The organism is Pseudomonas sp. Ost2 (genome assembly GCF_018326065.1).
GTDB lineage: Bacteria > Pseudomonadota > Gammaproteobacteria > Pseudomonadales > Pseudomonadaceae > Aquipseudomonas > Aquipseudomonas gingeri.
This window is the reverse complement of sequence record NZ_AP021904.1, coordinates 4,583,891-4,604,587: the sequence shown is the minus strand read 5'-3', so window position 1 is coordinate 4,604,587 and position 20,697 is coordinate 4,583,891. Positions and strand designations below refer to the sequence as shown.

The 20,697-nt window shown below is 64.2% G+C and carries 18 protein-coding genes; 12 read left to right on the top strand and 6 right to left on the bottom strand.

Annotated features, from left to right (window positions below; all coding sequences use genetic code 11):
- Positions 1 to 19 precede the first annotated feature (19 nt).
- The 3 genes from KI243_RS20090 to KI243_RS20080 all read right to left on the bottom strand — a co-directional run bounded on the left by KI243_RS20090 (position 20) and on the right by KI243_RS20080 (position 2,365).
- On the bottom strand, positions 20 to 1,117 hold the full coding sequence (locus KI243_RS20090) for a carboxynorspermidine decarboxylase (RefSeq protein ID WP_017128170.1): 1,098 nt from the start codon (positions 1,115 to 1,117) through the stop codon (positions 20 to 22).
- 86 nt (positions 1,118 to 1,203) lie between these two features.
- A complete protein-coding gene (gene mug / locus KI243_RS20085; protein ID WP_042936299.1) occupies positions 1,204 to 1,719 on the bottom strand; it encodes a G/U mismatch-specific DNA glycosylase in 516 nt (171 codons plus the stop codon).
- A gap of 22 nt (positions 1,720 to 1,741) precedes the next feature.
- On the bottom strand, positions 1,742 to 2,365 hold the full coding sequence (locus tag KI243_RS20080) for a TetR/AcrR family transcriptional regulator (protein ID WP_017128172.1): 624 nt from the start codon (positions 2,363 to 2,365) through the stop codon (positions 1,742 to 1,744).
- Between the two features lie 120 nt (positions 2,366 to 2,485).
- On the opposite strand from KI243_RS20080, the gene KI243_RS20075 reads away from it, so the two are divergent.
- The 4 genes from KI243_RS20075 to KI243_RS20060 are packed head-to-tail and all read left to right on the top strand — an operon-like array spanning position 2,486 to position 7,529.
- Positions 2,486 to 3,625, top strand: coding sequence for an HlyD family secretion protein (locus KI243_RS20075; RefSeq protein WP_212809815.1), 1,140 nt, complete (start codon positions 2,486 to 2,488; stop codon positions 3,623 to 3,625).
- The gene (locus tag KI243_RS20070; protein WP_177119400.1) at positions 3,622 to 5,085 is read left to right on the top strand and encodes an MFS transporter; all 1,464 of its coding nucleotides are present in this window, start codon (positions 3,622 to 3,624) and stop codon (positions 5,083 to 5,085) included. The genes KI243_RS20075 and KI243_RS20070 overlap by 4 nt, the downstream gene beginning before the upstream one ends.
- Positions 5,086 to 5,104: 19 nt before the next feature.
- Positions 5,105 to 6,583, top strand: a complete 1,479-nt coding sequence (locus KI243_RS20065) for an efflux transporter outer membrane subunit (RefSeq protein WP_212809814.1) — start codon at positions 5,105 to 5,107, stop codon at positions 6,581 to 6,583.
- Between the two features lie 4 nt (positions 6,584 to 6,587).
- A complete protein-coding gene (locus KI243_RS20060; RefSeq protein ID WP_212809813.1) occupies positions 6,588 to 7,529 on the top strand; it encodes an aldo/keto reductase in 942 nt (313 codons plus the stop codon).
- Between the two features lie 148 nt (positions 7,530 to 7,677).
- Here the strand turns inward: KI243_RS20060 and KI243_RS20055 are convergent, their stop codons facing one another.
- Positions 7,678 to 9,684, bottom strand: coding sequence for a CoA transferase (locus KI243_RS20055; protein ID WP_212809812.1), 2,007 nt, complete (start codon positions 9,682 to 9,684; stop codon positions 7,678 to 7,680).
- A 223-nt stretch (positions 9,685 to 9,907) separates the two neighbouring features.
- On the opposite strand from KI243_RS20055, the gene KI243_RS20050 reads away from it, so the two are divergent.
- From KI243_RS20050 to KI243_RS20015, 8 genes are all read left to right on the top strand, one after another.
- Positions 9,908 to 10,636, top strand: coding sequence for a UTRA domain-containing protein (locus tag KI243_RS20050; protein WP_177108657.1), 729 nt, complete (start codon positions 9,908 to 9,910; stop codon positions 10,634 to 10,636).
- Between the two features lie 373 nt (positions 10,637 to 11,009).
- A complete protein-coding gene (locus KI243_RS20045) occupies positions 11,010 to 11,879 on the top strand; it encodes an NAD(P)-dependent oxidoreductase (protein ID WP_177108658.1) in 870 nt (289 codons plus the stop codon).
- A gap of 70 nt (positions 11,880 to 11,949) precedes the next feature.
- Positions 11,950 to 13,062, top strand: coding sequence for an ATP-binding cassette domain-containing protein (locus KI243_RS20040; protein ID WP_017128181.1), 1,113 nt, complete (start codon positions 11,950 to 11,952; stop codon positions 13,060 to 13,062).
- Positions 13,059 to 13,709, top strand: coding sequence for an ABC transporter permease subunit (locus KI243_RS20035; protein WP_017128182.1), 651 nt, complete (start codon positions 13,059 to 13,061; stop codon positions 13,707 to 13,709). Before KI243_RS20040 ends, KI243_RS20035 begins: the two co-directional genes overlap by 4 nt.
- Positions 13,706 to 14,407: an ABC transporter permease subunit gene (locus KI243_RS20030; RefSeq protein ID WP_017128183.1), complete on the top strand. Its 702-nt coding sequence runs from the start codon at positions 13,706 to 13,708 to the stop codon at positions 14,405 to 14,407. The genes KI243_RS20035 and KI243_RS20030 overlap by 4 nt, the downstream gene beginning before the upstream one ends.
- 49 nt (positions 14,408 to 14,456) lie before the next feature.
- Positions 14,457 to 15,335 (top strand): ABC transporter substrate-binding protein, encoded by an 879-nt coding sequence (locus KI243_RS20025; protein ID WP_177108882.1) that lies wholly within the window; start codon positions 14,457 to 14,459, stop codon positions 15,333 to 15,335.
- A 73-nt stretch (positions 15,336 to 15,408) separates the two neighbouring features.
- On the top strand, positions 15,409 to 16,944 hold the full coding sequence (locus tag KI243_RS20020; RefSeq protein WP_212809811.1) for an aromatic amino acid lyase: 1,536 nt from the start codon (positions 15,409 to 15,411) through the stop codon (positions 16,942 to 16,944).
- 223 nt (positions 16,945 to 17,167) lie between these two features.
- Positions 17,168 to 18,034 (top strand): MurR/RpiR family transcriptional regulator, encoded by an 867-nt coding sequence (locus tag KI243_RS20015; RefSeq protein ID WP_212809810.1) that lies wholly within the window; start codon positions 17,168 to 17,170, stop codon positions 18,032 to 18,034.
- Positions 18,035 to 18,076: 42 nt separating this feature from the next.
- Here KI243_RS20015 and KI243_RS20010 read toward each other — a convergent pair whose 3' ends face one another.
- Together KI243_RS20010 and KI243_RS20005 are read right to left on the bottom strand one after the other, a co-directional pair.
- The gene (locus KI243_RS20010; RefSeq protein ID WP_177108885.1) at positions 18,077 to 19,294 is read right to left on the bottom strand and encodes a P1 family peptidase; all 1,218 of its coding nucleotides are present in this window, start codon (positions 19,292 to 19,294) and stop codon (positions 18,077 to 18,079) included.
- A gap of 3 nt (positions 19,295 to 19,297) precedes the next feature.
- A complete protein-coding gene (locus tag KI243_RS20005) occupies positions 19,298 to 20,650 on the bottom strand; it encodes an aspartate aminotransferase family protein (protein ID WP_177108886.1) in 1,353 nt (450 codons plus the stop codon).
- Positions 20,651 to 20,697: the final 47 nt, after the last annotated feature.

The window sequence follows — 20,697 nt, the reverse complement described above, 5'->3', positions numbered from 1 at the left end:
TTCTCCTCAATCCGCCAGCTTACGAAAGGCTGGACAGGTAGTCTTCGTAACCGAACTCACGAACGACCTCGACAGTACCGTCGAGTTGTTTCACTACGATGGATGGCATCTTCAAGCCGTTGAACCAGTTCTTCTTGACCATGGTGTAGCCTGCCGCGTCAACGAACGACAGCCGATCGCCGATGGACAGCGGACGATCGAAGGGGTACTCGCCGAAGATGTCTCCGGCCAGACAGGACTTGCCGCACACCATGTAGGTGTGTTCGCCGTCGCTCGGCGCCATCTTGGCGTCCAGGCGATAGATCAGCAGGTCGAGCATGTGGGCTTCGATGGAACTGTCCACCACCGCCAGGTTCTTGCCGTTGTAGAGGGTGTCGAGCACGGTGACTTCCAGAGAGGCGCTCTGGGTGATCGCCGCTTCGCCCGGCTCCAGGTAGACCTGTACGCCGTACTTCTGCGAGAACGCCTTGAGGCGCGCGCAGAACTCATCCAGGGCATAGCCTTCACCGGTGAAATGGATGCCGCCGCCAAGGCTGACCCACTCGACCTTGTGCAGCAGGTGGCCGAAGCGTTCCTCGATGGTCCCCAGCATCTGGTCGAACAGGCCGAAGTCGCCGTTCTCGCAGTTGTTGTGGAACATGAAGCCGGAGATCTGCCCGATGACCTGTTCGATCTTCGCCGGATCCCACTCGCCCAGGCGGCTGAACGGCCGTGCCGGGTCGGCCAGCAGGTAGTCGGAACTGCTCACCTGGGGGTTGACCCGCAGGCCGCGGACCTTGCCCTTGGAGGCTTCGGCAAAGCGCTGCAACTGGCCGATGGAGTTGAAGATGATCTTGTCGCAGTTCTCGAGCATCTCGCCGATCTCGTCGTCGGCCCAGGCCACGCTGTAGGCGTGGGTCTCGCCGACGAATTTCTGGCGACCGAGCTTGAGCTCGTAGAGCGACGACGACGTCGTGCCGTCCATGTATTGCTGCATCAGGTCGAACACCGACCAGGTGGCGAAGCACTTGAGCGCCAGCAGCGCCTTGGCTCCGGAGTGCTCGCGCACGTAGGCGATCTTCTGCAGGTTGACCAGCAGCTTCTGCTTGTCGATGAGGTAGTACGGCGTCTTGATCATTTCGAGGCCTCCGGCGGGGCTAGCCAAAAAAGGACGCGCATTGTGCCTTTAGTTGGCTCATATCGAAAGGTTGACGGGCGTATTTCCTACCGGCCGGCGCCCAGGGTCAGACGAAGCTGCCGATAGGCGCTCACCAGTTGCTCGAGGGAAAAGGCGAGATTGCGCCCGCTGGGATTGGGCAGGACCCACACCGAGGCGTCTGCCAGGCGCCGTGGTTGCAGCCCCCAGGCGACGTCCCGCTGGCCGGATAATCCGCAGTACCCGGCCTTGCCGAGAAAGGCCACGCAGCCGGGGGCGTAGCGGGCGATCTTGTGTTCGAAACCGGCCGCCGCCGCGCTGAATTCATCGCGGGACAACTGGTCCGCCCGCGCTGTCGGTCGCTCGACCACGGTGGTCAACCCACATCCGTACTGCAAGAGCGTGCGGTCGTTTTCCGGACGCAGTTCCTCGGGGGTGAAACCGGCCAGATGCAGCGTGCGCCAGAACCGATTGTTGCGCCCGGCGAAGTGATGTCCCTGGGCTGCCGCCATCAACCCCGGGTTGATGCCACAGAAAACCACCGCCAGTTGCCCGGCCAGAATATCTTCGAGTCCTTCAGCCACCACACACCTCACAAGCGCGGACTCATCCGCAGATGACCCTGACCGCGTTGCGCGCCAGCTCGGACAGTTCGGCCCGGGATTTACCCGCCCGGGCCCGTATCGAAATGCTGTGCATCAGGCCCGAGGCGAGCGCCGCCAGGGCCGCCGGGTCGGCATCGGCGTGCAGTTCGCCGGCCTCGATTGCCGCCCGCAGGCGGGTTTCCAGCTCGGCATCGAGGCGGCCGAGGCGGTTGGAAAGAATCTCGCGGATGGCCGGATCCTCGACCGCCTCGGTGGTTGCCGTGCCGATCATGAAGCAACCCCGTGGCTGGCCGTCACCGGAAAAGTAAATCGACAACTGCCCCTCGTAGAAACGCAGCAATGCCTCGCCGAGGGTCAGGGAGCGGTCTTTCAGCGCCTCGTCGACGGCCGCCGCGGCCATCTCCCAGTACTGTTCGAGCGCCTTGATATAGAGCGCGTGCTTGTCCCCGAAGGCGGCATACAGGCTGGGGCGGTTCATGCCCGCCGCCGTGGCGATGCTGTCCAGGGAGGCCCCGGCATAGCCGGTATTCCAGAACACCCCGAGCGCCTGTTGCAAGGCTGTCTGGGGGTCGTAGGCGCGAGGGCGGCCGCGGCCTTTTCCCTCGATGGTCTTTTTTTGTGCCATGTTGTACAAAAATCCTTGAGTGAGGGCCGGGATGGCTATATTCTTGCATTGTCGCACAAAAATCGGAATTCAGAAATTCCCGGTTCCAGGCGTGCTCCCCGGCCACAGGTAAATTCGATCATGACCAAGCAATTCGACAGTACGGCGACACACAACTTCGAGCATCCGGGGCCAGTCCAGGCGGACGCGTTCATTCGCAAGCCTCTGAAGGAAAGAGTGCGACCCCTGCTGATGGTGGGGCTGCCGGTGCTGTTCGCGGCGGTTGTCATTGCCCGTTACCTGGCGGCGGAGCCCTTCGTCTCGACCGACAACGCCTATGCCCGGGTAGCCAAGGCTTCCATCAATGCGCGGATTTCCGGACAGGTGGTTGAAATCGCGGTCGAGGACAACCAGCAGGTGCACAAGGGCCAGGTACTGTTCCGGATTAATCCGGAGCCTTTGCAGATCGCCGTCAACCGGGCAGATGCCCAACTGAGCGTGGCGCGGCTGCGCATCGCCGGGCTCAAGGCCAGCTATCGGCAGCAGCAGGCCGAGCTGCAATCGGCCCGGGAGTCGGCGAGCTTCGACGAAAAGGAGTTCGCCAGGAAGAAGGCGCTGATGGCCAGCGAGTTCGTCTCGCGCTCGCTCTACGAGCGTGCGGACACCGATCTCAAGGTCGCGCGACAACGCATAGCGTCCGTTGAACAGCAGATCGCCAATACGGTGGTGGCGCTGAACGGCAATCCGGATATCGATATCGACAGCCACCCGGCGATTCGCGAGGCCAGAGCCCAGCTCGACGAGGCACGGCTCTACCTCTCGTATGCGACGGTCTATGCGCCGGACGATGGCATCGTCGCCAAGGTCGACGACCTGCAGGTCGGCAACTATCTCAACAGCGGCGCGCCGGCCTTTGCCTTGCTCTCGGCCCGCCAGGTGTGGGTCGAGGCCAACTTCCGCGAGACCCAGCTGGCCCATATGCGTCCGGGGCAGACCGCGACCATCAGTATCGATACCTACCCGGATCATCCGTTCAAGGCCCGTGTCATCAGCATGAGTCCCGGCGCCGGCGCGGACTTCGCCCTGCTGCCGCCGGAAAACGCCACCGGCAACTGGGTCAAGGTGATCCAGCGGGTGCCGGTCCGGCTCGAACTCGATGAAGTCGATCTGCGCCTGCCGTTGTTCTCCGGCACCAGCGCCACGGTCACGGTCGATACCGGTTATCGGGCGCCCTGGTGGCAGCCGCTCAAGGGGCTGTTGACCGCGAGCCGCGGGCAATGAACGGGGCCGAGGGCGCGCGTGCGCTGAGGTTTGCCGCGCTGCTGGCGACCTATATGCAGTCTGCCAACCTGCCGCTGCCGAACGCGGTGCTGCGGTTGCTCCAGGGCAGCTTGTCGATGACCGACGACCAGGCCGGCTGGGTCTTCACCTCCTACCTGGCGGCGAGCGCCATTACCTTACCGATCGCCCAGTGGCTGGGTGGCCGTTACGGCCTGAAGCTGATGTACCAAGGCGCGCTGGCGATCTTCGCCCTGGGCCTGCTGCTCGCCACCCTGGCAACGACGCCGCTGCAGTTCGTCGGGGCGCGGGTTGTCCAGGGGCTGGCCAGTGGCGTACTGGCGCCGCTGTCGATGGCGATCGCCCTGGAGACCCTGGCGCCGGCACGGCGCGCGACCTTCGGTGCGACCTGGACCGCCATCGTGCTGCTGGGCATCGCCACCGGTCCGGGTATCGGCGGCTGGCTCGGTGAGCATTACGGCTGGCGCGCGATCTTCCATATCAGCCTGCCGCTGTCGGCGTTCATCTTCCTGGTGGTGGCGCTGTGGCTGCCGGAGAAAAAGGCCGGGACACGCCCGTCCTTTGACTTCTTCGGCTTCGCCACCTTCACCCTGGGCATGATCGGGTTGCAGATGCTGCTCGACCGGGGCGAGCGCCTGGAGTGGTTCGCCTCGCCGGAAATCTGGCTGGAAGCGCTGGCCGCCGGACTTGGGCTTTACCTGTTCGTGGTCCATGTGCTGACCGCGAAGGTGCACTTTGTCAGCAAGGGGCTGTTTCGGGATCGCAACTTCGTGTTGTCGACGGTGATGTTTTTCGCCCTGGGTTTTGTCCTGTTGTCGACCATGGCCCTGACCTCGCCGATGCTCGATGAACTGCTCGGTTATCCGCCCGACACGACCGGTAGCCTGACCCTGCCGCGAGGTATCGGCCTGGTGGGAGCCTTCCTGCTGATGAGCCGGGTTCCCGCGCACGTCGACCCGCGGGTGTGGGTGGCGGCGGGTATCGCCCTGGTGGTGTATGCCAACTGGCTGATGCTCGGCTATTCGCCGCTGATGGACAGCTGGCCGGTGGCGATTGCCGGTGCATTGCAGGGTATCGGTCTCGGGGTGTTGATGCCGGCGCTGAGCAAGATGGCGTTCAGCACGCTCGACCCGAAGCTGCGTCCGGAAGCCGCGGGGATTTTCAATCTGGTCCGGGTCTATGGCAGCACCCTCGGGGTGGCGGTGGTGCAGTTGTACTTCTTCAACAACACCCAGGCGATGCACCTGGCGCTGGCCAGCCATCTGACGGCGTATCGGCTTGCCGCGCCGATGTCGCTGCCGGCCCTGGCCGGGCTCAACGAAATGATCACCGGCCAGGCGGCGTTCATCGCCGTGATCGGCCAGTTCAAGATTTTGCTGGTGGTGATGCTGGTGGTGAGTCCGCTGGTGTTCTTTCTTCGCAAACCCGTTCCGACCAACTAGTCCCCGTGGAGTCCGGAAAATGAAATCCAGTGCGTTCGTCATCAACAGGCCGCGGTTTCCAGCGATGGTCTGGACGGTCTCGGCGCTTGCCGTGCTGTCCGCCTGTACCGTCGGCCCGGACTACGCCGCGCCAGCGCAAAGTCCGTCGCAGCATTATGACCAACAGGCCGAGCAGCGTCTGGGCGGCAAGGCTGACCAGCATATCGACCTGGGCAGGCCGCTCAAGGGTGACTGGTGGTCGGCTTTTCAATCAGCGAAGCTCGACCGGCTGGTGCGGCGCGCCGTTGCCGGCAATCTTGAGCTGGTGGCGGCTGACGCGACACTGCGGCAAGCGGCGTCCTCCGTGGCCGCAGCGGAGGGCGCGCTGTACCCGCAGGTCGATTTCGGCGCCCAGGCCGGTCGCCAGCGGGTACACACGGCAGCCGAACCTGCGGTCGCCAACTTCTATTCGGTCGGGCCGCGGGTCGGCTTCGACCTCGATGCCTTCGGTGGCAACCGGCGGCGGATCGAGCAGCAGCAGGCGTTCACCGAGCTGCAGCAGCACCGCTACGAAGCGGCCTACCTGACGCTGACGGGCGATGTCGCCAGCCAGGCGCTGCTGGTGGCTAGCGCCAACGCGCAGATGGCGGCGGTGGAGAAGCTGCTGGCCAATGACGCGAGGAATCTCGAACTGGTGCGTACGGCCCAGCTCAATGGCGCCACCACGCGGATCGACGTGTCGCTGGCCGAAACCCGGCTGGCGCAGGATCGTACGCTGTTGCCACCCCTGGCCCAGCAACGCGATGCGGCGCGGCATGCGTTGTCGATCCTGGCGGGCAAGGGGCCTGCCGACTGGATCGCCGCGGATTTCGAACTGGACGAATTTACCTTGCCGGCCAATCTGCCGGTCAGCCTGCCTTCGGAAATGGCCCGCACCCGGCCCGATATCCTGCAGGCCGAGGCCGACCTGCATATGGCCAGCGCCGCGGTGGGTATTGCGACGGCCAATCTCTATCCCCACGTGGAGCTGTCGGCCTCGCTGGCACAGGCCGCTTCCGGCAATGGCGGCGCCGCGCTCTGGGGTTTTGCAGCAGGGCTGGCGGGACCGATCTTCGACGGCGGCACCCGCGAGGCCGAACGCCAGGCTTCTATCGACGGCTACCAGGCGGCGTTGGCGGGCTACCGGCAGACGGTCATCAGTTCCTTCGGCCAGGTGGCGGACACGCTGCAGGCGATCAACCACAACGCCGAAGCCAACCTGGCGCAGACACAGGCCTTGCGCGCCGCCGAAACCAGCCTGCACCTGAACCAGCAAGCCTATGCCCAGGGCGAAAACAGCATTCTCCAGGTGCTGGAGGCCGAGCGCGCTTATGAGCAGGCGTCGCTGGGGCTGATCAGGGTGCAGACCGCGCAGTATCTCGACACGGTACGGCTGTTCGTGGCGCTTGGCGGCAACGCCGTCGGCGTGGCGGCACGGCAGGTTGCCTCCGGCGAAATCAACAGACAGACCATGGAGTAACGACATGACTTATCAAGACACCCTTCGCGATACCCGGTTTCCACTTATCTACGGCAGCGGTTCGATGCCGGCGGTGGGCTTCGGTACGCTGTTCCGCGATCTTTCGGTGACCACCGAGGCGATCAGGACCGCGCTGCAAACCGGCTTCCGGCATTTCGATTGTGCCGAGCGCTATCGCAATGAAGAGCAGGTCGGCGTGGCGCTACAGGAAGCGCTGGAGAGCGGCCTGGTCGGGCGGGAAGAGCTGTTCATCACCACCAAGCTGTGGAATACCAATCACCGGCCCGAGCGCGTCAAGCCGGCGTTCGAGGCCAGTTGCCGGCGACTGGGCGTCGACTATATCGACTGCTACCTGATCCATACGCCGTTTGCCTTTCAGGCCGGTGACGACCAGGACCCGCGGGATGCACTGGGCCAGGTCATCTACGACCAGGGCGTGACGCTGATCGAGACCTGGCGGGCTCTCGAGAACCTGATGGACGAAGGGCTGTGCCGCTCCATCGGCCTTTCGGACATCACCCTGGAAGCCCTGAAGGAAGTGGTTGCGGCGGCCCGGATAAAACCCACGGTGGTCCAGGTCGAGTCCCACCCGTACCTGCCGGAATGGGAACTGCTCGAATTCTGCCGTGAACACGGCATCATCGTGCTGGCGTTCGCCCCCCTCGGCCACGGCATGGAGCCCAATGTGCTGGAGGAACCGGTGATTACCGGGATCGCCCGGCGCGTGCGCAAAACCCCGGCACAAGTGGCCCTGGCCTGGTCGGTGCAGCGTGGCGTGGCGTTCCTGACCACCTCGGCGACACCGGGACATATCCAGGAGAATTTCGATATCGCGACCTTGCCCCACCGGGCCATGCGGGAAATCCAGGAAGAGATCACCACCCGCATACGCTTCAACTCGGTGGTGGAAACCGGCGTGCCAGGTTTTATTCCGCGCAAGCAATAATCACGAGGCTGCTCGATACACCTTGCAGGTACTGGCCAGCCGCCTCGCACATTTCCGAGCTGAACAGGACCAAGGCAGGCGGATTTTCATCATCGTCACGCAGCCTGGCCGTTTCAGGGCGGCGGCCGGTGCGCCGCCGCCCTGATCGTCAGCGCCACTCGAAGGCAGCGGGGCGTTTGGCGAGGAAGGCTTGCATGCCCTCCTGCTTGTCTTGGGTGGAAAAACACACGGCGCAGGCCTGGGCTTCGGCCTGCATGCCGGAGCTCATGTCGGTGTTTTCCACGGTCGCCAGGGTTCGCTTGATCTGCGCCAGGGCGATCGGCGCCAGGGCGGCGATCTGCGTGGCCAGGGTTTTTGCATCGTGCATCAATTCGTCAGGCGCACACAGTTGGGTGACCAGGCCGATTTCGAAGGCCCGCTGGGCGTTGAGGAACTGGCCGGTCAACACCATGTGCCGGGCTACGCCGCTGCCGACCACGCGAACCAGGCGTGGCAGGCCACCACCGCCGGTCATGATACCCAGCTTCGCTTCCGGAAAGCCGAACCGGGCCGTTTCCGAGGCGATGCGCAGGTCGCACGCCAGCGCCAGTTCCAGCCCGCCACCCAGGCACCAGCCGTTGACCGCGCAAATCACCGGTTGCGCCAGCGCCGCGAGACGATTGTTGAGGTGCAGGATGCTTTCCGACAGCGCCATCGACTGCGCGGCGGTCATGGGCGCCATGTCGCGGATGTCGGAGCCGGCGGCAAACGTCCGGGTGCCGGCGCCTGTGAGGATCACCACCCGCACGGAGCGGTTCGACTCCAGCGCGGTGACGGCCGCCAGCAGTTGCTCCCTGACGTCGGTACCGAGGGCATTGGCGGCGTCGGGCCTGTTGATCGTGAGGGTTGCGACCGGCCCGTCGATGTCCACGAGTACCACGTCGGCCTTTTCTGTCGCCACCGCTGTTGACGCGGGAGAGGCCGGGGCCTGGCTTGCTGCGGCGTGCCGTACGACGAACGCATCGGTGTGCTGGCCCAGTTCCGGGACAATGGCTGGCCGGCCTCGGACCAGGGTTGAAAAGTGTACGGGCTGTTCCGGCAGGCGCATGGCCTGCCCGCCTATCATCCCCTGGCGGAAGAGGGCGCGGGCGACGGCTTGGGGGCCGTCGACGGCACTGGCGACATCATCGATGGCCGCGCAGGGGATACCGGCTTGCTCGAGCACCTCGACGATCCGGGCGACGGGCAGCGAGCGGCTCCAGCCTTCGATGGCGTCACGCAGTTGCGCTTCATGCTGGCCGCGTCGTTCATCGCTGGCAAAGCGCGGGTCCTGCGACACGTCCGGACGGCCGATGAGCTGGGTGAATTGTTCGAACAGGTTGTTGTTGAGGATGGCGATGACCACGTTGCCATCCTGCGCCGCATAGGCACCAAATGGCGCGGAGAAGGGATGGCGATTGCCTGCCCGGGTCGGTGCCTTGCCGGAAACCAGGTAGCTGGCGGCAGCGGTGGGCATCAGCGTGAGCAGCGAGTCGAACATGGATACGTCGATCTGGCAGCCCTTGCCGGTGCCGTTGCGCTGAACCACGGCGGCCAGGATGGCCCAGGACGCGAACAGTCCGGCGGTGAGGTCGCCGAATGCCTCGCCGACAATCATCGGCGGGCCCTCCGGATCGCCGTTGATCGACATCAGCCCGGTCAATGCCTGGACGACCAGGTCGTACGCCGGTTTGCCCTGGAACGGGCTGTCCTGGCCAAAGCCGGAAATGCTGGCGAAGATCAGTTTTTCGTTCAACGGGCGCAAGGCCTCATAACCAATCCCCAGGCGCTGGGCCACGCCTGGGCGAAAGTTCTCCACGACGATGTCCGCGGTGCTGGCCAGTTGGCGCGCGGCAGCCAGGTCCTCGGCTTTTTTCAGGTCGAGGACCACGCTCTTCTTGCCCCGGTTGGCAAAGGCGAACAGGGCGCTGGAGCCCTCGACGAATGGCCCGACATGCCGGTAGTCATCACCGCCCGGCGACTCGATCTTGATCACTTCGGCACCCAGGTCGGCCAGCAGCGCCGTCGAAAAGGGACCGGATAATACGCGGGTGAAGTCGACGACTCTGAGCCCGGCAAGGGGACCTGCAGAGGTCGAATCCTGGGTGTGGCCGGAAGGTGCAGCGATGGACGACATAGGAACCTCGATCAGTGTCTGGGCGGTGATGAACGTCATTGACTCGAAGCGATGGGTTTTGCCTGAGCGTTAATTAATATACACACGTCATGACAACCTGGGCAATCATCAATTCCCTCCGAACGTCGGCTCCCGGTGACGCGAAGGTCGAACGCAGGATGCGCCTGTGGGCAAATTCATTCGTGTTAGGATTGAAGGCTCTCTATAACCGACGGGTGTTCCATTGCCTCTTCCTCTCTATCAGCAAGTTAAGGCCTACGTACTGGATGGTATTGCGAGCGGCCATTTCCGCTCGGGGGAGAAGATTCCCAGCGAGAGTGAGCTTGTGGCCGAGATGGGGGCGTCGCGCCTGACCGTCAATCGCGCGCTGCGGGAGCTGTCGGAGTCGGGAGTGCTCGACCGGATCCAGGGCGTGGGCACCTTTGTCGCGCCACCCAAGGTGGCTTCGACCTTCATCAAGCTGCACAACATTGCCGACGATATCCGCAATCGGGGGCAGATCCTGACCATCCGGGTGCACAAGCTCGAACAGGTCAAGGCCAAGGCCAGGATCATGGCCGAGATCCCCCTGGGCCAGGGGGCCGGCGCCAAGGACGTGTTCTTCCACAGTCTGCTGGTCTATTGCGCCGACGGTGTCCCCATCCAGATGGAGGACCGCTTTGTTTCGGCGCGCTTTGCCCCGCTTTACCTGGAGCAGGATTTCACCCGGCAATCGACGACCGACTACCTGCAGTCCATTGCCATGCCGACCAAGTCGGAGCATGAGATCCAGGCGACCTTGCCGAGCGGGCCTGAGTCGGCGCTGCTGGAATTGACCGTCCCCGAGGCGTTTCTGGTGCTGACGCGCAAGACCTGGGTGAACGAGGTCATGACCTCGTTCACCCGTTTTGTCCATCCCGGATCACGCCAGCGCTTCGTCGGCACGGCCCTGCTCAATGGTGCCCAGACCTGACGGAGCGGGGCGGCCGGTGTCATGCCGGCCCTGCGCTCCCCTCCTTTGCAGATAACCACCGAAACCCGGCCTTGGCGCCGGGTTTTTGTTGTCTGCTGTGCGTACCTGTGCCCTTGGCATGTCCTGCCGTCCTTCAAGCTCTTGCGAGTCTTTTCCCCGGGGTGCTTCCTGGCGTCCGATCGGCTCGGAAAAAATCCTCTCGCAAGGGGGTCGACAGCGTTCGACGTGCGAGTTAGTTTATACACGTCATGACAACTTGATGACGCAAACGAAGTGAGTCGAGCGGATTTTGATTCGACCGGGTTGGCGCACTGTTTGCAGATATAACTTCATGACATGTAATGACATTTAAATTCGTTGAGAGGTGCACCAAATGAGGATCGGATTTATCGGCGCAGGTGTGATGGGCGCTCCCATGGTGCGGCGCCTGCTTGATGCTGGCCACCAGGTACGGGTCTGGAACCGCACGCTGGCAAAGGCCGAACCGCTGGCGGCCCATGGCGCGCAGGTGGTGGAGAGTCTTGGGGACGTGGCGATCGATGTCGAGTTGCTGATTTCGGTGATCGAGAACGGCGCCGCAGTGCGTGAGGTGCTGTTTGCCCCGTCGCTGCTCGAGCGGTTGAACGCGGGCCTGGTGATCGTCGACATGAGTTCGATCGCGCCCCATGAATCCGTGGACATCAGCCAGCGCTTCCAGGCATTGGGCATTGCCTATGTGGACGCACCGATTTCCGGTGGACCTGACGGCGCGGAACTGGGCACGCTGGCCATCATGGCGGGCGGCAGCGCCGAGGCCATCGAATACGCCCGGCCGGTGCTGGAGTGCATGGGCCGGGTCACCCATGTCGGTCCCTCTGGCGCGGGGCAGACGGTCAAGCTGCTCAGCCAGACGATCGCCTCGACCGCCATCACCGCAGTCTCCGAGGTGATGGTCCTGGCGACCCGCCTGGGCCTCGAGCCGGCCCGTGTTCGCGCGGCGCTGACCGGCGGGTTTGCCGACAGCAAGATGCTGCAGATTCATGGGCGGCGCATGGAAGAACGCAACTTTGTCCCGGGCGGCCATGTACGCACCTTTCTCAAGGACCTCAACAACGCGGCGGCGATCATGTCGGCCAACGGTCTGGTACTGCCCGTAGCCGATCTTGCGCGCAGTTATTTCGCCCGGTTGGCGCAGGAAGGGCATGGCGACGATGACATCGCCTCGGTGGTGCTGATCACCGAGAAACGCAATGAGTGTGCCTGAGCACCATCGGTGAGTTGACTACCCTTGGCAATGGGATGGTGTGGTTCTGCTCCTGAATGAGGGAAAACCTGTGATTACGTTTGAGAATGTCACGAAGCAGTACATAGGCGGTGCCGTGGCGGTGGACCGGCTGTCGCTGGTCGCACCGACCGGGAAGTTGACGGTGCTGGTCGGCCCCTCCGGGTGCGGCAAGACAACGTCGCTGCGTATGGTCAATCGGCTGATCACGCCAAGTTCGGGCACCATCAGCCTGGACGGGGAACCCACTGCAAGGATGGATGTGGCGTTGCTGCGACGCAGGATCGGTTATGTCATCCAGCACGCCGGGCTGTTTCCCCACCGCACCATCGTGCAGAACATCGCCACCACGGCGCTGCTCAATGGCATCAAGCCGGCCAAGGCCCGGACCATTGCCCTGGAACTGATCGAGCGCGTCGGGCTCACCCTGGATTTCGCCGACCGTTATCCCTGGCAACTCTCCGGCGGGCAGCAACAACGCGTCGGGGTGGCCCGGGCGCTGGCCTCGGACCCGCAGTTCATGCTGATGGACGAGCCCTTCAGCGCTGTCGATCCGGTCGTGCGCCTGCAACTGCAGGATGAGTTCCTGCGTTTGCAGCGCGAGATCGGCAAGACCATCATCATGGTCACCCACGATATAGACGAAGCGCTCAAGCTCGGTGACCAGGTGGCCGTTTTCCGTACCGGCGGCGAGCTGGTCCAGGTGGCAGCGCCGCAGGAACTGCTGACCCGGCCGGCCAATGCGTTTGTCGCCGATTTCGTCGGCCGCGACCGTGGCTACCGCTCCCTTGGCTTCACGCCCATGGGCCACAACCTGCCGCTGCGTCCCGAACCGACCTTGCGGCTCGGGGAGTCTGTCCAGGCCGGGGGACCTCTTGCCGATGAGCGCTGGGTCCTGGTGGTGGATGCCGTCGGCAAACCCCTGGGCTGGGTCGATACAGCGAACCTGCGAGGCCCGGTGCAGGCGAGCGACTTGAACCTCAGCGGCACGCTGGCACCGGTCGATGGCACGCTGCGCCAGCTGTTCGACGCGACCTTGAGCGCGCCGGGGCGACGTGGTGTGGTCGTCGGGCTCGACGGCCTGCTCCTGGGGACCGTCAGCCTGAGCGATGTCGCGGCCGCGCTGGGAGCTCCCCAGGGCGCCCGGGACAGGAGCCTGTCATGAAGTTCGACTGGATACTTCAGGAGTCCGGCACGATCGCGGGCCTGTTCTGGTCGCACCTGGTCCTGTCGGTGGTGCCGGTGCTGATCGGTCTTGCCCTGGCGCTGCCATTGGGCTGGGCGGCCCAACGCAGCGGGATATTCAAGTCGGCCCTGCTCGGGGCCGCCGGGCTGCTCTACACCATCCCGGCGCTGGCGCTGTTCGTCCTGCTGCCGGGGATCATCGGCACGCGGATCCTCGACCCGCTGAACGTGGTCATTGCCCTGACGCTCTATTCACTGGCATTGCTGGTGCGCACCGTCAGCGACGGCCTCGATTCGGTCCCCGAAGAAACCCAGCAGGCCGCCGATGCCATGGGCTATCGCGCCTTGCACCGGCTGGTGGCGGTGGAACTGCCCATCGCCATCCCGGTGATCGCCGCCAACCTGCGCGTCGCGGTGGTGTCCAATGTCAGCGTGGTCTCGGTCGCGGCGCTGATCGGCACGCCGCAACTGGGCCTGCTGTTTTCACAGGGCATGCAACAGCGGTTCCTGACGCCGATCATCGTCGGCATCGTTCTCTGTTTGCTGCTGGCCGTCCTGCTTGACGGGCTGGTTATCCTGCTGGCAGCCCGCCTGACCTCCTGGCAACCGCGCAAGGTGCAATCATGATCGACTGGTTCCTTGATCCTTCGCACTGGACGGATTCCGAAGGGATCCTGGTGCGTGTTGCCGAGCATCTGTTCTACAGCGCCGTTGCGTTGTTGATCGCGGCGGTCATTGCGGTGCCGATCGGCCTGTATGTCGGGCACACCCGAAAGGGCGTGGTCTGGGTCGCGGGGTTCGCCAACATACTGCGGGCCTTGCCGAGCATCGGTCTGATCGTGTTGCTGGTGATTCTGTTCGGCCCGGTTTTCGCGTCGGACCTGGCTTTCCTGGTGCCGAGCCTCATCGTGCTGATCCTGCTGGCGGTGCCGCCGATCATGACCGGGACCTACGCCGGCATGGTCGCGGTCGACGCCGCTGTCGTCGATGCGGCACGGGGCATGGGTTATCCGCCGCTGAGCCTGCTCTGGCGGGTCGAGTTGCCGTGCGCTCTGCCGCTGATGCTCTCCGGGCTGCGGGGCGCCACGCTACAGGTGATTTCCACGGCGACCATCGCCTCGTATGTCTCACTCGGCGGCATAGGCCGGTTCATCATCGACGGGCGGGCCCAGAACGACTACGCGCAGATGGCGGCGGGGGCCTTGCTGGTCGCCGTCCTGGCGCTGGCCGTCGACCTGTTGATCGGCCTGCTGTCCTCTGTTCTGGTGTCTCCCGGGCTGACCCGCAGGATGCCGAAAAGCGCTCGACGCAGCTCCACCGGGTGACGGATCAACCCACCTACCTTCCCCTCGGATCCTTGAGAGAGTTCAGACCATGATGAAAGCAATGTTTGCCCTGGGTGTGTTCGCTGTTTCCAGTCTTCTTAGCGTCTCGGCGATGGCGGCCGACACGGCGGGCACGATGACCATCGGTTCGGCCGACTTTCCCGAAAGCCAGCTGCTCGCCACAATCTATGCAAAGGCCCTGGGTGCAAAGGGCATTGCGGTCAATACCAAGCTCAATATCGGTAGCCGGGAGGTTTACCTGCCGGCACTGCTCGATGGCTCGATCGACATGATCCCGGAGTACTCGGGCGCGACGCTCAGCTACCTGGATAAAAACGCCACCGCCCATTCGCCCCAGGACGTCGCCGAGGCGCTACGCAAGGCCCTGCCGGCGGGCATCTCGATGTTGCCACCGTCTGGCGCCCAGGACTCCGACGTGGTGGTCGTGACGAAGGCGACCGCCGACAAGTACACACTGGCGAGCATTGCCGACCTCAAGCCTGTTGCCCATCAACTGGTATTGGGCGGGCCGCCGGAGTGGAAGTCGCGCAAGGAAGGCGTGCTCGGCCTCAAGCAGGTGTACGGGCTGACCTTCAAGTCGTTCAAGACCCTGGACGTCGCCGGGCCGCTGACGCTCTCGGCCTTGCTCAACGGCCAGATCGATGCCGCCGACCTGACCTCCACCGATCCTGCGATCAAGAGCAACAACCTGGTGCCCCTGGCGGACCCCCTGAACCTCTTTCCCGCGCAGAATATCGTGCCGATTTTCGCCGCGAAAAAGATGACACCGCAGATCGAGAGCCTGTTGAACGCAGTGTCCGCCGCGTTGACGACCGAGGACCTGATTGTCATGAACGGCAACCTCAACGAACACGAGAGCATCGATGTGATTGCCGCTCGCTGGCTGGCCGCGCACAAGCTCAACTGAGGTGAGGCGGGTGCAACGCGTGGCGTTGCACCCTGAACGATCTTTCCATGAGGACACACTCTTGATCCGTCACATGACCCCCGTCACCCTGGGTGCGCAACCCACTTCCATCGAGGACATCGCCGCGATCGCCGCCGGTAGCCAGGTTGTCCTGGACTCCGACATGCTGGCGGCGATGACACGCATCCGCGACCTGATCCAGCAGGAACTGGACAGCGGCCAGGCGATCTATGGCCTGACCACCGGCGTCGGCGATCTGTATTCGGTGAAGTTGCGCCCGGACGAGATCTCACGCTCGCAGCTCAACATGCTGCGCAGCCATGCTAGTGGAGTCGGGGCGCCACACGACCACCTGGCGATCCGGGCCATCATGGCCACGATGATCCGGGCGCTGCTGCAAGGTTGCAGCGGGGTCAGCCCCGACCTCGTGCTGACCATGACCGAGATGCTCAACCGGGGTGTCACGCCCTGGTCACCGAGCGGCGGCTCGGTTGGCTATCTTATCGCCACGGCGCACATCGGCCTGGCGGTTTTTGGCCAGGGCCAGGCGTGGTACCGGGGCCAATTGCTGCCCGGTGGCGAAGCGCTTGCGCAGGCCGGCATCGCCGTACGCGAGCCGGGGCCGCGCGAGGGGCATGCGCTGCTCAGCGGCACCTACGAAATTACCGGTATCGGTGCCCTGGCCCTCGATCAGGTGGAGCGACTGGTCGAGCTGGCCGATGTGGCGGGGGCGATGAGCCTCGAGGCCCTCAAGGGCAACACCAAGGGTTATGACCCGAGGCTGCAGCGCATGCGTCCCCATGCCGGGCAGGTGGCGACGGCCGCCCGCCTGCTGAGCGTGCTGGACGCCAGCCAGATCATCGCGGCGAATGCCGATCACCGCTTGCAGGATGCCCTCAGCCTGCGCTGTATTCCGCAGGTGCACGGTGCCGTGCGCGACGCCATTGCCTACTGCCGTGGCGTGCTCGAGGTCGAGATCAACTCGGTGACGGACAACCCGGTGTTTGTCGTCGAGAACGATACGCTGGTCGCCTTGCCCGGCGGCAATGGCCACGGCGCACCGACTGCCTTGGCGCTCGATTGCCTGGCCGTGGCCATCTCCCAACTGGGCAGCATGTCCCAGGCCCGTTCGGACCGCCTGACCAACAGCTACCTCAGCGGGCTGCCGGCGTTTCTGGCCGATGGCCGTGGGTCGAACTCCGGGTTCATGATTCCGCCCTATGTGGCCGCAGCGCTGGCCGCCGATAACCGCAGCCTCGCGGCGCCGGCCAGCGTGCATAGTGTTTCGACCTGCGCGGGCCAGGAAGACCATGTGTCGATGGGCGTCACTGCCGCGTGCAAGGCGCGTACTGCGGCGAACAACACGGTGGATATTCTCAGCGTCGAGTTCATCTGCGCCGCCCAGGCCCTGGAGTTCCAGCGTCCTTTGCGGCCGGGGCGAGGGACGGGGGCGGCCTACGATCTGATCCGTACCCAGGTCCCGGCGCGTGACGCGGACCGGGACATGTACCCGGAACTGCGGGCCATTCGCGACATGATTGACGATGGTCGCCTGGCCCGCGCCATCGAAAACGCCATTGCGCCAGACCATCGCGCCCCCCGGACGTAAGGGGGCGCAGCGGTAGCGAGCGGTCCCGTGGCGAAGCAGTGGGTGAGATGGGCTTGTGCAGGTGACTGCACGGCTGTTCACCTGCGCCTTCGCCGCGCAGGTCCGGCCGCTGAAAGTCCTGGTCGGCCATGGACGGTCGACTGCTCCGCCGCACGTGCAGATCGTTGCGCCGTTCAACCTGCCTTGCTGTTAGAATTCAGCGGACACCGGAGCGCAGGATTCTATGGACAAGCATCAACTAGACAAGCTTATTGAAGCAACCTTTCAGTCGCTTACGCCAACCCTCCAGCGCGCCGCGCGCTTTGTTCTCGATCATCCCAACGACGTGGCCTTGCAGTCGATGCGTACCGTCGCCGGCATGGCCAAGCTGCAGCCGGCCTCGATGCTACGCCTGGCCCGCCAGTTGGGATTTGATGGTTATGAGCAGTTGCGGGACTGTTTTCGCGTCTGGCTGACCGAGCGCGACTCGATGTTCACCCAGCGCGCCGATGCGCTGCGCAAACGTTCGAAAGGTGACCAGAACACCGGCTTGATCAGCGAGATGCTGAGTGCCGAACAGAGTAACCTGGAAGATACGTTCAGCCCTGAGCGTTACGAGCAGATCCTCGCCGCCCACAGTCTATTGGTCAAGGCCAGGCACATCTACGTGGTCGGCCTGCGCAGCCTTTTTCCCGCCGCCTACTATTTCAGCTATGTCTGCGGCATGTTCCTGAACAACACCACCTTGCTCAGCGGGGTTGGCGGAGCCTTTGCCGACGAGTTGCGGCGTATTGGTCCGGATGATGCGCTGGTGGTGTTCAGCTACCACCCGTACGCGCAGGATACCTTGCGTGCGGTGCAGTTCTGCGGTGAGCACGGGGCCAGGATCGTGGCGATCACCGACAGTCCGGTCTCGCCGGTGGCCGGTCCGTCCGACGTCCTGATCGTGGTGCGCAATGCCACGCCTTCGCTGTTTCCCTCGGTGGTACCGGCGCTGGCCGTGTCCCAGACGCTGGCAGCGCTGCTGGTGGCCAACGGCAACGAAGACAGCCTTCAGCAGATCGCCAACAGCGAGGCGCAACTCAAGCGTTTTAACGTCTACGTCGAGTAAGCCCGACAAGGCACCTGCGGCGCAAGGTGCCTTGCCTGCGGCCTACGGTTGCAGCCGATTGTATTTTTTCAGGATGGCGGTCAGTTCGTCGTGGGGCAGGGCGTAGGCGGTGTAGCCATTGACGCCGATCATGTCCCGGGCTGCGACCAGTGCATTGGTAATGGCTTCTTCCGTGGCCTGCACGGTGGCATTGAACAGTGGATCGATCTTGTCGTTGGGGAACTGGGTGACCGTGACGGGCTGCTCTTGCTCGACATCGTTGATCGCCTCTCCCGTCGAGAACGACACGATGAGGTCGCCCGAGCCATTACCGGCGAACGAGCCCATGCGGGCCAGACCCATCGAGGCCCGCTTGGCGATCCGGTTCAACTGGGTGGCCAGCAGCGGTGCGTCGGTGGCGACCACGATAATGATCGAGCCCAGGTCCTTGCTCGCGGCCCCGCCATCGCCGCTTTTCTGGCAATGGGGCGTCTTGTCCGTCGCGGCAACCCCCGGCTGGAAGCAGCCCAGCCATTTTTGCGCCAGCTCCTGGCCAACCGGAGTACCGGCGATGCGCAAGGTGTCACGTTGGCCGGTGTTGCACTGCACCAGCACGCCGACGGTATAGGGCTTGCCTTCGACCTCGACCACACGCGACGAGGTGCCGATGCCGCCCTTGAAGCCGAAACAGACCATGCCGTTGCCGCCGCCGACATTGCCCTCGCGTACCGGACCGCCCTTGGCGGCCTTGATGGCACCAAGTGCATGTTCCGGTTTCACGTGCAGGCCTTCGATATCATTGAGGCGTCCGTCCCAGGTTTCCGCCACGACTGGCCAGATGGCATTACCGAAAGTGGTGGCCGACCACTCAGTGATCGCGGCATACACCGGGCCGATGGCATTGGTGTTGGAGATGCCGATGGGACCGTACACCAGGCCGAAGTCCTGCAGGTAGGACTGGCCGGTCATTTCCCCGTTGCCATTGAGATTGAAGAAACCGCCGTTCACCGCTTTCACCGTGGCCTTGCCCCGGGGCAGGACCATGGTGACGCCGGTGCGCACCGGGCCCTTGCCCTGGACCAGCTTGCCCTCGCCACTGTTGAGGGTGATCTGGCCAACTTCCACGCCGGCCACATCGGTAATCGCGTTGAGCTTGCCCGGTGTGCCTTCGAAGGGAATGCCCAGGTCGCGTGCGCGCTGGGGGTCGGCGGCAAGTGTGGCCTGGCTGCTCAGCAAGGCAGCGAATGCCAGCAGCGCGGCCTGCAGATAACGTGGTTTCATGGTTTACGCCTCTTTGTGTCGTGTGGATGGGCAGGTGGCGAGGCTTTCATCCAGGGCCACCGCCAGGGTGTCCACCGCGAAAGCCAGCTGTTCGGGAGTGCTGATGTAGGGGGGCGCGAGCAGCACGTGATCGCCGTTGAGGCCATCGACGGTGCCGCCTCCGGGGTAACAGAGCAGGCCGCGAGCCTGGGCCGCCGTCTTGATCCGGCTATGCACGCGCAGGTTTGCGGCAAAGGGTCGGTTGCCGTCGCGGTCCTGCACCAGCTCGATCGCCCAGAACAGCCCGCGCCCGCGAATATCGGCCACATGGGGGTGGTTGGCGAAGCGCTCGTCGAGCAGGCGTGCGAGCAGCTCGCCGCTGCTGCGCACCTGGGCGCAGAGGTTCTGGCCGATGATCTCCTGCTGCACCGCCAACGCCGCGGCACAGGCGATGGGGTGGCCGATGTAGGTGTGGCCGTGTTGGAAGCTGCCGCTGCCGCTGCTGATGGCGTGCACCACCCGGTCGCTGGCCATGACCGCGCCAATCGGTTGAAAACCTCCGCCCAGGCCCTTGGCCAGGACCAGCAGATCGGGCACTACGTTTTCCTGTTCGAAGGCGTGATAGGTGCCGGTACGGCCGATGCCGCACATCACCTCATCGAGAATCAGCAGCACGCCATGGCGATCACAGATTTGTCGCATGCGTTCCAGGTAGCCCGGCACCGGGGCGACGGCCCCAGAGGTCGCGCCGACGACTGTCTCGGCGACGAACGCCGCCACGCTTTGCGGTCCGAGGACGAGGAATGTCTGCTCCAGCTCCAAGCCCAGTCGGTCGACATAATCGGCGTCGCTTTCATCATTGCGCTGATAGCGAAAGGCGAAGCAGGGTGAAACCTGGGTACTCTTCATCAGCAAGGGTTCATAGAGCTTGCGCCGTGGCAGGTTGCCGCCGATGGACAGCGCGCCGAGGGTATTACCGTGATAACTCTGACGACGTGACACAAAGTGCTGACGTTGCGCCTGGCCGTTTTCGACATGGTATTGACGGGCCATTTTCAACGCGGTTTCCATGGCTTCCGAGCCACCGGAGAGGAAATACACATTGCCCAGCGTCGACGGGCTGTTGTCGGCCAGCAGGTTGGCGAGCTGCTCGGCCGGTTCGCTGCTGAAAAAACTGGTATGGGCGTATTCCAGCGTCGCCATCTGCTGCTGCATGGCGGCGATTACCCGGGGATGGGCATGACCCAGGCAGGAGACGGCGGCGCCACCGGAGCCGTCGAAATACCGACGTCCGGCAGTGTCTATCAGGTAACAGCCCTCGCCACGCACGGCGACGGGCAGGGGCAGGGCAGGGTTGCGGTGAAAAATATGCGTCATGCGGACACTTCCTTGGCGCCACCTGTCACGCAGGTGAAACGCGAGCA